The sequence below is a fragment of the Pectobacterium aroidearum genome, from assembly GCF_015689195.1.
Taxonomy (GTDB): Bacteria; Pseudomonadota; Gammaproteobacteria; order Enterobacterales; family Enterobacteriaceae; genus Pectobacterium; species Pectobacterium aroidearum.
The window spans coordinates 3,295,703-3,309,347 of record NZ_CP065044.1; the positions used below are offsets into that span (position 1 = coordinate 3,295,703).

Below are 13,645 nucleotides of genomic sequence, written 5' to 3' on the forward strand. Positions count from 1 at the left end.
TGTTCATCCCGATACGGGTACAAATAGACTGGATTCGGGTAGCGCCACAATAGCGAATGATTATCATTTTCTCCATGATAAGCCGGAGAAACCGTCATGCCCGATTCCATTGCAACGCCACACACTTTCCTTGATACACACGCCTGGCCGATAGTTTTCTTACATATGCCGGAGCAGGTGCCCGACGAGGAATCCGCTAACTATATGGCGCAGATCAATCAGCTGTATGCCAGAAAAGAACGCTTTGTACTCTGTATGACCGGCGCCGACCTGCCCCATCGCTCACCCGTTTTTATGAATGCTTACCTCCAGTGGACGCGCGATAACCTGAGCCAGCAACAGCAATACTGCGCAGGTGCCATTCGTATCAAAAGCGACGACGTTCAAAGGCAAAAATACGTGGAATGGGCGGAGAACTGGGCGCAGTCCGGGCAGGCACCTTACGTCTATTATGTTGTAGCCACCTCACTGGAAGCACAGGCGCTGGCGCTAACGCTGCTGGATCGCGACAAACCATGACAGACAGCCCGATAACACGCTATCTGCCCTATTGGTGTTTCTATCTTCATCAGGGCATGATCACCGCACTCATTATGCAAGGCGTGGCGGGCTATTTTCGCCACGCGGGGTTGGATCTTGCGCAGTTAAGCTGGCTGTCGCTGACCTTTCTCCCGTGGATTGCCAAATGCCTCTGGGCACCGTGGGGCGAGCGTCACGCACTTCCTCTGCGTGGTAATCCCTATTTAGGCAGTCTGGTACTACTCCAGATCGCGATGGCGATAATGCTGGGCGGGATTGGCATGATTTCACCGGAGCAGTCTGTTCTGGCTATTGTCATCGCGCTGATGCTGTTAGCGCTGCTCTCCGCCAGCCACGATATCTATGCCGACGGCATCACGATTTGTACCACCAGCGCTGCCAGTCGCGCGCTGGCGAATACTGCACAGGTCGGCGGCAGCTATCTGGGGATTCTGTTCGGCTCTTATGCGTTCCTGAGTATTGCAGAACAGGCGGGATGGCGAGGTGGCTTCTTCGCACTGGCGGGTTTATCGCTGCTGATGCTCATCCTGCCGTTGCGCTATACCCGGCAACCTCAAATTCAGCATCATCAGATTCAGCAAACCATACGCCCAACGCTCAACCGTCTGACGTTTAAAGCACTCTGGCCGGTATTAGCCTTCACGGCCATCTTCTATCTGGCAATGCGCGGCATGATGGCGCTACAGACCGTCATGCTGATCGACCAAAAGCTTAGCCTGAGCCAATTGGGTATGATCATGACCGTGTACAGCACCGTCGTCAGCGGCGTAGGGATTGTGCTCGCCAACGTCCTGATTCGTCGCATGGGCGCACTGCGTTGCCTGCTGCCCGTGATGGTCACGCACGCGCTACTCGCCGTCGCGCTGGCCGTCGGCTATCCGCTGTTTACGCTGAATCTCTGGATCGCGCTCTTTGGCGTGGTCAATCTGGCCGCCGCCATTGGGTTTGTCACGTTATACAACGTCCTGATGGGACTGGTCAGACCCCATCAACCTGCGTCCGACTATGCGCTGTTTCAGTCCACCGATGCCGCCGTCGCCATGATCGTATCGATCGCCGCACTCCAATTAGCACATTACACAAACTATCAGACCACGCTGGGCGTACTGGCCTGCTTCGCCATCGCCAGCCTGTGGCCTGCCAAACGGCTATCTCTACGGCTTTCTCGCGTGTTTTCTGACGGCGTTACACCCGCTACCGTCAGCCAGCGAGGACAAGATTGACCACAGAGAAAACGGGCAGGACGGCTGCTGTATTCGGGTTGAAATAGACCCGATACGGGTAGCCCAAAAAATGCAAACGATTATCATTTAACTTTCATCATTCTCTGTCTTACGCGCTTTTCGTACCGCAATAAAGCGTGACGTGATGAAAACCGTTGCCTTTGACATCGATTTTAGTCTTTTCAGGGATTTAATAATGAAAATAACGCGTCTTTATCCGCTTGCCTTAACCGGCATATTTCTCTCTTCCTGTGCTTTTGCCGCTCAGGAAGATACGCTTGTTGTCTCCGCCAGCAAACAGTCACCCTATTCTGCCTCGGCCAATAACGTCTCTTCCACCGTCGTCACGGCACCGGAACTGAAAGATGCGGGGGTCACCAGCACCGACAAACTGACCCGCGTGATGCCCGGCCTGAATCTCGGCAATAACGGTAGCCTGCTGTTCCCCTCCATCTCACTGCGCGGCGTGTCTTCCGCACAGGATTTCTACAGCCCGGCGGTGACGGTCTACGTGGACGGCGTACCACAGCTCGCCACTCACACCGTGCAGGCACTCTCCGATGTAGAAAGCATCGAAATGCTGCGAGGCCCGCAGGGAACGCTATACGGTAAAAGCGCACAGGGCGGTATTATCAATATCGTGACTCAGCAGCCGGACAGCACGCCGCGTGGCTATGTCGAGGGCGGCGTAGCCAGCCGCGATGGCTATCACGGCAAAATCAATCTCAGCGGTCCCATTCAGGATGGCCTGCTATACGGCAGTGTCACCCTGCTGCGTCAGGTCGATTCGGGGGCGATGACCAACCCCGCGACGGGCAGCGATAACCTCGGCGGGACAAAGTCCAGCGTCGGGAACCTTCGGCTACGTCTGGCTCCCGAGGGCCAACCGTGGGAAACCAGTCTGGCGCTAACGGAAGACTGCACCCGCGCCACGCAGGATACCTATCTGCCGTTTGGCGATGTGAAAAGCCGGACGCTGGAGATCGCCGCCGGATCGCCGGATCCCAAACTACGCCGCTGCACCCATAGCCAGTCGCTGAGCGGGAAATACACTACCGACAACTGGATCTTCAGCCTGATCGGCGCATGGCAGCAGCAAAATTACGAGCGCACCTTCCCGAACAGTACGCTGATTGCCGACATGCCGGAGCGCTGGAATCAGGACGTGCAGGAATTGCGTGCAGCGACACACGGCGCAGGCCGCACGGTGGATATAGTGTTCGGCCTTTACCGACAGAACACGCGTGAAAAACTTGATTTAACCTATAGCATGGCAGGCTCTCCGTTCATGAAGAGCAATGCCAACACGTCAACGGAGACGGTAGCCGCCTACAGCGATCTGACCTGGCACCTGACCGACCGTATCGATCTGGGCGGCGGACTGCGTGTGTCGCACGATAAAGCTAAAACCCGTTACCACCAGCAGTTCTCCGGCATGAGCGCGAGCGACAGCAATAGCGTTGATGACGATCAGGTACTGGGACAGCTCTCCGCCAGCTACCTGCTGAACAATGATTGGCGTGTCTATACCCGCGTCGCGCAAGGCTACAAGCCAACTGGCTTTAACTACTCGCCCGCCGCTGGCACTCAGGCCATTCCTTATAATGCGGAGAAATCGATTAACTATGAAATCGGCTCGCGCTATCAGAACGGCGATGTGCAACTTCAGGGTGCCGTGTTTCATACCCACACGCGTGATATGCAGCTGTATTCCGGCCCGGTCGGTATGCAAACACTCAGCAATGCAGGCAGCGCCGACGCCAGCGGCGTAGAGATGATGCTGAAGTGGCAATTCGTTCCCAACTGGTCATGGGATATCAACGGCACTTATGTCCGTTCTGAATTTACCGGTGACAGTGAGAGCTATCAGGATAAACGCGTGCCTTTCGTACCGCGCTACGGTGCCGGTACCAGCCTGAACGGGTTGATTGATACCTCATTCGGCCCATTAATGCCGCGCCTGGCCTTCAACGTAGTAGGTCCGCACTACTTCGACGGCGACAACGCGTTGCGTCAGGGCACCTATACCACGACCGACCTGCGCCTCAGTTGGCAGGCCACTGACCGGGTGAATATCGCTGGCTATGTGGATAACGTCTTCGACCGCCGCTACCGCACCTTTGGCTTCATGAGCGGCACCTCGGGCTACGCACAGGTCAATGAAGGCCGAACCGTTGGCGTGGACGTGCGGGTCGATTTGTTCTGATTTCTGTCGTTTTCCCGCTGCCTTTTAATCATATTGCTATACAGGTTAAAAGGCAGCGTCGTGTGCTATTTCACCACCGTTCTCTCTTACAATCCCTTACCGATTAGCCTTTCTCCTTTCACCAAAGTCATATTAATGACATCGCCGCTGTCCCATACTGGCTTGTCACTGACTTATCATGCCCCGTTTTTCCTTGCTACCTGGCGCTTTGTGCGCCTGCCGGAGACCCGTCATGAAACGCAACACGATCTTGATCTTCACTGTTTCTGCCATCATTTTACTCGCAGCGGCCGCGGCAATAGGGTGGAAGGTTAGCCGGGGAAACAGCAACGCGCTGTGGGAGATCGTCAGCGAACAGTGCGTGCCCAACCAGCAGCGTAATGGCAATTCCGCGCCCTGTCTGGAAGTCAATCTGGCGCAAGGCTACGTGCTCTTTGATGACAGAAACGGCCCCTATCACGACCTGCTGCTCCCGACGGATAAAATCAGCGGTATCGAAAGCCCTGAACTCTTGCAGCAAAACATACCCAATTTCTTTATGCAGGCATGGGACAGACGCGGCCATCTGTCGCACGAAGCGGGTAAACCGATCAAAGATGATTATCTTTCGCTGGCGATTAACTCACGCTACGGCCGTACGCAAAACCAGCTGCATATCCACATCGCCTGTCTGCGTCCGGAAATTTATCAGACGTTAAACCAGCAGTTTCCAACGCTCTCTGCCGACTGGAAAACGCTGCCTGTGAAAATTAACGGACACGTCTATCTGGCAAAAACGCTCACAGCGAACGAACTGACGCAAAGCGATCCGTTCAAAACACTCGATCGCTACGCCCAGCAGCGGAATGAATCTATCAGCAAATACGGCCTCGCGATGGTCTCCACGCCCGCAGGCGAAAAGGTGCTGCTCGCCAGTCGCCTTGATGTGTTCAATATGAATCTCGGATCGGTGGAAGAAATTCAGGACTTTTCCTGTGCGCTGGCGAAATAGCCGCTGGCCGCGTCAGACGGCGGACTGAAGACCGTTAGCAATCAATTCGCTATAACTTATGACTTTTTATTCATTGCGTTGCCAGCCAACCTCCGCCTAAAAAGTGGGGAAAATCGATATGTTAGGTAGCTGCAACATGCATCTGGATTTACGGCAATTACGCAATTTTCTTGCACTGGCCGAACATGGGAGTTTTGTACAGGCCGCAGAAGCCGTCTGTTTGTCACAGTCGGCATTCAGCCGCAGCATTCAGGCGCTGGAACAAGCGATGGGACATCCGCTTATCGATCGTCAGAGCCGTCGCTTTGCGCTGACGTGGCAAGGTAATACGCTGCTGCCGTTTGCCCGACGCATGCAGGAGCTGTCCTGGGAGCTGATGACCGACATGCGGCAGATCAGCGAGGCGCAGGAAGGTGAACTGACGTTTGGTTGTGGCCCCGCCCCCTCTACCACGCTGATCCCCAAGGCGGTCGCACATTTCCATGCCCTTCGCCCACGCGCCAGAGTCACCTACAGCGTGGATAACTGGCAGTCTCTCCGTGAGCGACTGTTGGCCGACGAATGGCCTTTTATCGTTGCCGATACCTGGCAGGCCGAAATGGAAACCCATCTCCACGTGCAGCCATTAAGCCAGCAGCGCTGCTTCTTTATCTGCCATTCTTCACACCCGCTGGCACAACAGGCAACCGTGACGCCGGACGATCTGCTGCGCTTTCCACTCGCGTCCCCTTTTATGCCCGTCGGTATGCGCAAGGTGCTGGCCGCCTTAACACGCCAGCCCGATTATCGGCCGCAAATTCAGTGTGACCATATCTATTCCGTGTTCAGTATCCTGCGGCATACGCAGGCCATCAGCTTCGCCAGCGAGGATGGCTTCGCACTGGGACGATTAAGCCACCAGCTGGTAGAAATTCCGCTGACGGGAACACCACCGGAATGGGGAAACATGCAAACCCGTTTCGGCATTGTCACCTGTTTGCAGAGAACGCTGCCTCCGCTGGCTGAACTGATGATTGAAGCCATATTGGCGCAGGACAAACTGCGCTCACCCGCTCCGGCACTGCCGACCCTGTGAGCGCCTACGTGATTATTTCGCGGGATTGCCGCTGGCGTCATACACCGGCCAATTTGACTCCAGTCCTTTGGACTTCAATGCCCGATCGGCAAACTCGCCAGCAAACCAGTCGCTGGCTGAAAACGAGTTACGAATGAGTCCGGCGGCTTTCGCCCGCTCTATGCTGTCCTGCAAGCTGCTAAGCAGGAACGGATCGAGACGCGGTGAGCTTTGAAACGGGAGATCTTCCGCTTTCAGCTCTTCCTGAAAGATCGCCTGCGGAATCTGGCTCTGCTCTGCCATTAGCGCGGTATAGTCCGGCAGGTGCTGCGCCTCGCCAATCCACCGCGCATTATCCACCAGCACATTTACCAGTTGCTGTGTCGTGCCTGGGTAGCGGTCGATAAAGTCCTGCGTCGCCAGCACCGCAGCCTGCGTGGTATTCGCCCAGCCCAGAGCCCGGCTGGTGGTCACAATATTAATTCCCTGCTTACGCAACGCCAGCAGGGAGACGCCGCCCCATACTGCATCCACGCGTCTGGCTGCGAGCGCCGCTTTGCCCGCCGTCCAGTCCAGATTGATGACCCGCACGTCGCGCTCATTTAGCCCAACGCTTTTAATCGCGCGCTCAAACGACAGCTGATCGGCCGTTCCCTTGTAGACTGCAATCCGCTTACCGCGTAAATCTTCAATTCGTTGAATACCCGATTCCGGCGTCACCGCCAGATAAGAATTAGAGCCGCGCGATCCCACCAGCACCCGCGTCGACAATCCTCCCGCCCGACCAATAATGGCCGCCAGATCGCCCAAATACACCACATCCAACTGCTTGTTCGCCAGCGCCTCATTTACCGCCGGGCCCGCGCCTTTAAAGAACGACCACTGAATCTTGATGCCCTGCGGTTCAAATTCTTTCTCCAGTTGCTTTTGAATATGCGCCAACCCCAACGGCCCGCGGATAAAGGGTTTGCTGCCCGCGCTTTGATCCGGCAAACCAATGCGAATCTCTGTCGGCTTCTGTGCATCCTGCGGGGTCGCGTCGTTTGCCTGAACGGTCGATGTCATTAGCGCAGCGCTCATCAACAGAGCACCGCCAATGAACTTATGCAGCCCCTGTCGCCAGCGAGAATGGAAAGTTACCGATAAAAGAGTTATCGATAAGATTGATGGTTGGTGCATACGGTTTTCCTCAATAATTTGTTTCATCTGCCATGAAAACTAACGAACCGTCTGCATCAGGCTTAAATAACATTTACAGGTTTGTTCAGCGGAAAAAAGCATAAATCAGTGCTGGCGGGCGCGGGCTACGCATATGCATTTCTTGCACGGTGACCATCGCTTTATTGCATTGGCGTTCAAGGCTGAAACCTGTTTTTTATTCCCTATTCATCCAGTCGTGATGCTTTCGTGGAATAAAATGAATAAGTCGATACTGCTGAAAAAAAACGCGAACATCTGGCCTGCTCTACCGACAGCACGGGCCTATTCTCTTGTCGTGCCAAGAATTGTGTCGCTTGTAGTACCACTAATCGTGCCGCTGGCACTGCTGGCGCTGTGGTATATCAGCACCCATTACGGCTGGATGCCCGCCCAGATTCTCCCTGCCCCCAACGTCGTCGCTAACACCGCCGTCGAACTCTGGCACAACGATCTCCTGCCACAGCTCTTTATCAGCCTACAACGGTTGGCCAGCGGTCTGCTGGCAGGCTTACTGGCGGGAACGCTGCTCGGTGCGCTCATGGGCGCTTCACGCCGTGCCGAACATTTGCTGCATCCGACGGTATACGCGCTGGCACAGATCCCGACGCTGGGCTGGATCCCGCTATTTATGGTGCTGTTTGGCATTGATGACGGCTTAAAACTTGCGGTCATCATCAAGGCGGTAATTATCCCGGTGACGCTGCATACGCAAACGGGCGTGCGCAACGTGCCGCATGCACTACAGGAAGTCGCCCGCACTCTGCGCCTGCCGTGGCATCAGCGCCTCATCAAATTGACATTGCCCGCCGCACTCCCCACCTGGCTAACCGGCTTACGACTGGCGCTTTCGCAGGCATGGGTATCGCTGATTGTGGTCGAACTGCTGGCGTCGTCTCAGGGCATTGGCTACCTGCTGGTATGGGGACGCCAGCTGTTTCAACTGGATATCGTGTTTGTCTGCATCGCCGTGATAGGTCTGGCAGGGCTGACGATGGAGTGGACAATCAATCAGCTGGAACGTCGTCTGGTCTTCTGGCCACACCCGCCGCTCAGTCGCTTAACCGTTGCGCCGTCTCGCCGCTTATCCGCGCTGGTTTTACCGTTCCTGCTTCTGCTGCTCTGGCAACAGTCCAGCCGTTTTGGCTGGATCGATCCGTTACTGCTACCACCACCCGCAGACGTGTGGCACATGTTGCTGCAAGGCGTCCACGACGGTTCACTCACTGAGGCAATGCAGGCCAGCCTGACTCGCGCGCTCGCCGGTGCGGTATGCGGCATTGTTGCTGGCCTCATAGGTGGCGTACTGCTGGGGCTAAACGCCACCAGCGACGCCCTTTTTGCGCCCACGGTCGCGACGCTGCGTCAGATCGCGCTGTTTGCCTGGCTACCGCTGCTGACCGCCTGGGTTGGCAACGATGAAGCCGGGAAAATCACCTTTGTCGCCCTGGCCTCCTTCTTCCCCATGCTGGTAGCCAGCCATCGCGGTATCCGCCAGCGTTCGCTGGCCTTACAGGAAGTCGCACAGGTGTTACAGCTCCGTCTCTCAACCCGTCTGAGGGTGCTGATTCTGCCGGGTGCCGCTCCCGCCATCTTTGCGGGTTTACGTCTGTCGCTGATTTACGCCTGGCTTGGCACCATCGGCGCGGAATATTTCATGTCATCCGGCACGGGAATCGGCAGCCTGATGATCAACGCCCAACAGTTACTGGATATGCCCCTCATTATCAGCGGCATGCTGTTGATTGGATTAACAGGCGCGGTACTCGACCGCGTTGGATTAGGTCTGGAACAGCGGATGACGCGCTGGCGTTCCGCAGGAGAAATCGCATGACGTCCACTCCCCTTGATGTGCCACCACCGGTGGTGCAGTTCGATCGCCTGCGTAAACAGTTTCGCGTGCAGGGCGAAGCGCTGACGGTGATTGATGATTTTTCCCTGTCGATTCACAGCGGTGAACTGGTCGCCATTGTCGGCAGCAGCGGCTGCGGCAAATCTACACTGTTACGTATGTTGGTCGGTCTGGACAACGACTATCAGGGACGCGTACTGGTTGAAGGGCAAACCGTGCGCGGTATCGGGCGCGAGCGCGGCATGGTGTTTCAGGAACCGCGCCTGTTTCCGTGGCTGACGGTACGGCAAAACATCGCGCTTGGGCTGGCGAATGAGGCGATCGATAGCAAAGAGCGGAAACGCCTGATCGACCACTTTATTCAGCTTGTGCACTTGCAGGACTTTGCCGACGCCCTACCCGCCCAGCTCTCCGGCGGCATGGCGCAGCGTGTCGCGATCGCGCGAGGTCTGGTCGCCAACCCACGCATCCTGATGCTGGATGAGCCTTTTGGTGCGCTGGATGCGCTAACGCGCCAGCAGATGCAGCAGGAGCTGCGCCGTATTCATCAGACGGAGGGCACCACCACGCTGCTGGTCACCCACGATGTCGAAGAAGCCGTCTATCTCGCCGATCGCGTCGTCGTACTGGCACCGCGACCGGGTCGTATCCGCCAGATTGCGACAATTTCGCTGCCGCATCCGCGCCAGCGTGATAGCCAAGATTTTCACCAGCAGTGCAGCCAGTTGCTCGCACTGCTGACGCAGCCCGCCGATACCGCGGCCGCTTTCTCTTCACTGAACTCATAAATACTGGAGCACCATTATGGGACACCCTTCCGTCTACCCGACCGGCACGACGATTTACAACCCGGAAAAAGCCTGGGGCGGCTACACCGTCTTTCAGGCGCTGGAGCGCGGCGCGGTGCTGGTGGATATGAACGGCACCGAACTACGCCTGTGGGAAGGCTTGCACGGTTTTCCCAACAAAATCCTGCCCGGCGGTTACATCCTCGGGCATAGCGGTGAACGTGATTCGCGCTACGGCATGCAGGACATGGTCGATCTGATTCAGGTGGACTGGGACGGCAACGTCGTCTGGAAATTCAACGGCTATGAACACATTACCGATCCTGATCTCCCGCCAGAATGGATGGCGCGCGTCCATCATGACTACCAGCGCAGCGGTAATCCGGTCGGCTATTACGCACCGGGACAAGAGCCGCAGTCGATTGGCGGCAACACGCTACTGCTGGCGCATACCAATCTGCATAACGAACGGATCAGCGACAAACTGCTGCTCGACGACACCATTATTGAGGTGGACTGGGAAGGCAACATCTTATGGGAATGGCGTTGCAGCGATCATTTTGACGAGTTGGGCTTTGACGACGATGCGAAAACCGCGCTGTACAACAATCCTAACCTGCGCAAAAGTGGCGGCGGCATGGGCGACTGGATGCACATCAACTCCATGTCGGCACTCGGCCCCAACCCGTGGTTCGATCAAGGCGATACCCGTTTCCACCCGGATAACATTATCTGGGACGCCCGCGAATCCAACATCATCGCCATCATCGACAAACAGAGTGGCAATATCGTCTGGCAGCTTGGTCCTCATTACAACACGCCTGAACTCAAACACATTGGCTGGATTATCGGCCAACATCACGCGCATATGATCCCCGCGGGCTTGCCGGGGGCGGGCAATATTCTGGTGTTTGATAACGGTGGTTGGGCAGGCTACGGCGCACCCAATCCGGCCTCGGCCGACGGCGTGAAAAACGCCTGGCGTGACTATTCGCGCGTGCTGGAAATCAACCCGGTGACGCTGGATATTGTCTGGCGCTATTCGCCCTACGAAGCTGGCATTCCACACCCGACCGACGCTTTCCGTTTTTACAGCCCGTACATCAGCAATATCCAGCGCCTGCCGAACGGCAATACGCTGATTAACGAAGGTGCCAACGGTCGACTCTTTGAAGTCACCGTCGATCACGAGATTGTCTGGGAGTTTATTTCCCCGTATTGGGGCAAGACGGTGAATACCAACATGCTGTATCGCGCTTACCGTGTGCCCTACGAGTGGGTGCCACAGTTGCCGCGCCCACAGGAAACGCCAGTGATCGCCCCCGACAACACTCGGCTACGTCAACCGGGAGCCGCCGCCCCCGGCTTCGCCAGCGTCATTCGTATTGAAGGCACGCGCCCCTACAAAAAGAGCGGCGATGCCCTGTGCGTCGCAACCGATAGCGAAGACCTCAAGCGCAGTCCGAAGCTCTTTGTCGTCAACCGAGAGCGCTTTGCTTCACTGACCGCTGACGACTGGCCTGAACTGGCAGCCCAACAAGGCCCACAACTGCTGCTGGTCGGCGCGGAGCGCTGCGTCCACTGCAAAAGCCTCTACCGCCAGTTGGAAACGATTCTGGATAACGAGGAATACCGCCACTTGCCGAGCCATTATCTGGACGCCGATCGTCACACTGCGCTGGCGGAGAAACTGGCGGTCAGAACGTTACCGACCCTGCTATGGATCGAAAATGGTGGAGTGCGGGATCGCTTGAGCGGCGCACAGCAACCCAAACGCCTACGCCAGTGGCTGGCCGCACAGCAACGCTAACCCCCCCCCTCTTCTAAATGCGATCTCGCTTCCAGTGAGATCGCTCTATCCATCCACCGCCTCTTACACAAATGCCTCAATTTGCGGTGATTTATATCCGGCTTAAAAAATTATGCAGCGGTGGACGTGGCCGCCGAGTGAGCGGCATCGATGCGCCAATTTATACGCGTTGGATCACATTTCCTTTGCATCACTTCGTCGTAATTTGTTATGTTATTACATATCGATTTACACCAACCGTATACGTTAGCCATGATTAACTGGAACAGACACACAGACGCCATTCTTCAGGTAGAGAACCTTCGCCTGTCTATGAGTGGCGAGACCAAAGTCAGCGAGGTCAGTTTTACGCTGTTCGCGGGTGAACGTGTCTGTTTACTCGGCGCATCCGGTTCCGGTAAATCCCTCACCGCCAGAGCAGTCATCGGCACGCCGCCAGCAGGTTGTCAGGTTAGTGGCAGCATTCGGGTCAATGGCGAAGAGGTGGGTCAGTTGAACGCGCTGGCTCGCCCGCAGACTGGCCGCGTCTCTGCCGTGTTCCAGGACTCGGCAACGGCGCTGAATCCCCTCATGCCGCTGGGAAAACAGCTGTCACTGGCGTTGAAAACGACCTCTTCCGCTGAGCTTTCTGCGCTGCTTAGCGCTATGCAGTTGGATGACATTCCCAACCTGTTGCAGCGCTATCCTGCCGAATTGTCCGGCGGTCAGCGTCAGCGCATTTGTATTACCCTTGCACTGCTCGGTAAGACGCGTCTGCTGGTGGCAGACGAGCCCACTACCGCGCTTGATGTCATGACTCAGCAGCAGGTATTGCAGGTCTTACAGGAACGTAGCGTCCAGCCGGACGCCCCCGCCCTGCTGTTTATTACGCATGATATCGCCGTTGCCGCCCAACTCTGCCAACGCGGTCTGGTGATGGAAAACGGGCAGATCGTGGAATCTGGCAGTATGCTGCAACTGCTGAATGCACCACAGCATCCTTATACCCGCAGTTTGGTTGCTACAGCACGTCGCGCTGACACACTTTTATCCGACAATGTGTTATTGACGACGAATATATCGCCTGCAACCGTTGCCGGAGCGCTCGCCGGATGAACCACCACCTGCATGCGGTTCCCACACCGTTTTTAAGCCTCGAACACGTCAGCCGCTATCGCCAAACGTCGCGTTTGCCGTGGCAAAAGATCGAACCTGCCGGTGCGATTTTTCACGACCTGTCGCTGACGATGCAACAGCATGAACGCGTCGGGCTGGTTGGCGCTTCCGGCTGTGGTAAATCCACGCTGCTAAAAACCCTGCTCGCGCTTGAAGCGCCGGAGCGTGGCGCCGTGTACTGCGACGGCAACCTGATTAAGCCGGGATCGGTGCGTTCGCTGATTTGGTATCGTCGCCGCGTCCAGTATATTCCTCAGGATCCGGCAGGCTCGCTCGCGCCACGCCAACGCGTCGCCGATCTTCTCACCGAGCCGCTGAAACGGCTCCGTCCTGATGAAAACCGGCATGTTAATGGAAAAAATTCGACCCGCCTGCGTGAGGTCATGGATCAGGTGGGGTTGAGCACCACGCTTCTGGACAGGGTCGCCGGGCAGCTTTCCGGCGGTCAGGCACAACGTGTCGCGCTGGCGCGAGCGCTGATGGTTCAACCCGAGTTTTTAGTGGCGGATGAGCCGGTCAGCGGTCTGGATTTGCCGTTGCGCGAACAGATTAAAACGCTGCTTCAACAGGTCACCAAACAAAACAAGATGGGTTTACTGATGGTATCGCACGATATTTCCATGCTCGCCGGTCTGTGCGACAGAATGCTGGTTATGGACGGCGGATGCATCATTGAAGATCGCCCCACCGCCGAGGTACTGGCTTCACCGCAGCAGCCGCACACTGCCCGCCTGTTGCAGGCCGTACCCGCGCTGTCGACGTCTGGCTATTAGCTCGCTGAACACACATTTTTTACAATAAAATACCGCGTCAATAACACATTTTCCCA

Annotated in this window: 11 protein-coding genes; 10 read left to right on the forward strand and 1 reads right to left on the reverse strand. The window is 56.5% G+C overall.

Translation table 11 applies throughout. From position 1 onward, the window contains the following. Window positions 1-96: 96 nt before the first annotated feature. The 5 genes from I2D83_RS14800 (at window position 97) to I2D83_RS14820 (ending at window position 6,035) form a co-directional block, all read left to right on the forward strand. Window positions 97-519 carry a hypothetical protein gene (locus I2D83_RS14800; protein ID WP_205946805.1) on the forward strand — a complete coding sequence of 141 codons (423 nt, stop codon included), beginning with the start codon at window positions 97-99 and terminating at the stop codon, window positions 517-519. Then, a complete protein-coding gene (locus I2D83_RS14805; RefSeq protein WP_205946806.1) occupies window positions 516-1,763 on the forward strand; it encodes an MFS transporter in 1,248 nt (415 codons plus the stop codon). Before I2D83_RS14800 ends, I2D83_RS14805 begins: the two co-directional genes overlap by 4 nt. Before the next feature lie 196 nt (window positions 1,764-1,959). Next, complete coding sequence (locus tag I2D83_RS14810) at window positions 1,960-3,969, forward strand: TonB-dependent siderophore receptor (protein WP_205946807.1); 2,010 nt, start codon at window positions 1,960-1,962, stop codon at window positions 3,967-3,969. Window positions 3,970-4,201: 232 nt separating this feature from the next. Beyond that, window positions 4,202-4,960, forward strand: coding sequence for a CDP-diacylglycerol diphosphatase (locus I2D83_RS14815; protein WP_205946808.1), 759 nt, complete (start codon window positions 4,202-4,204; stop codon window positions 4,958-4,960). A gap of 136 nt (window positions 4,961-5,096) precedes the next feature. Then, the gene (locus I2D83_RS14820; protein ID WP_180777375.1) at window positions 5,097-6,035 is read left to right on the forward strand and encodes a LysR family transcriptional regulator; all 939 of its coding nucleotides are present in this window, start codon (window positions 5,097-5,099) and stop codon (window positions 6,033-6,035) included. A 12-nt stretch (window positions 6,036-6,047) separates the two neighbouring features. Here the strand turns inward: I2D83_RS14820 and I2D83_RS14825 are convergent, their stop codons facing one another. Further along, window positions 6,048-7,193, reverse strand: coding sequence for an ABC transporter substrate-binding protein (locus I2D83_RS14825; RefSeq protein WP_205946809.1), 1,146 nt, complete (start codon window positions 7,191-7,193; stop codon window positions 6,048-6,050). A 238-nt stretch (window positions 7,194-7,431) separates the two neighbouring features. On the opposite strand from I2D83_RS14825, the gene I2D83_RS14830 reads away from it, so the two are divergent. From I2D83_RS14830 to I2D83_RS14850, 5 genes are all read left to right on the forward strand, one after another. Then, a complete protein-coding gene (locus tag I2D83_RS14830) occupies window positions 7,432-9,045 on the forward strand; it encodes an ABC transporter permease (protein WP_205946810.1) in 1,614 nt (537 codons plus the stop codon). Then, window positions 9,042-9,851 carry an ABC transporter ATP-binding protein gene (locus tag I2D83_RS14835; protein ID WP_205946811.1) on the forward strand — a complete coding sequence of 270 codons (810 nt, stop codon included), beginning with the start codon at window positions 9,042-9,044 and terminating at the stop codon, window positions 9,849-9,851. The genes I2D83_RS14830 and I2D83_RS14835 overlap by 4 nt, the downstream gene beginning before the upstream one ends. Window positions 9,852-9,867: 16 nt before the next feature. Beyond that, window positions 9,868-11,661: an aryl-sulfate sulfotransferase gene (locus I2D83_RS14840; RefSeq protein ID WP_205946812.1), complete on the forward strand. Its 1,794-nt coding sequence runs from the start codon at window positions 9,868-9,870 to the stop codon at window positions 11,659-11,661. A gap of 252 nt (window positions 11,662-11,913) precedes the next feature. After that, entirely contained in the window at window positions 11,914-12,756 is an 843-nt protein-coding gene (locus I2D83_RS14845) for an ATP-binding cassette domain-containing protein (protein WP_205948199.1), read from the forward strand. After that, window positions 12,753-13,589: an ABC transporter ATP-binding protein gene (locus tag I2D83_RS14850; RefSeq protein WP_205946813.1), complete on the forward strand. Its 837-nt coding sequence runs from the start codon at window positions 12,753-12,755 to the stop codon at window positions 13,587-13,589. The genes I2D83_RS14845 and I2D83_RS14850 overlap by 4 nt, the downstream gene beginning before the upstream one ends. The last annotated feature ends 56 nt before the right edge of the window (window positions 13,590-13,645 follow it).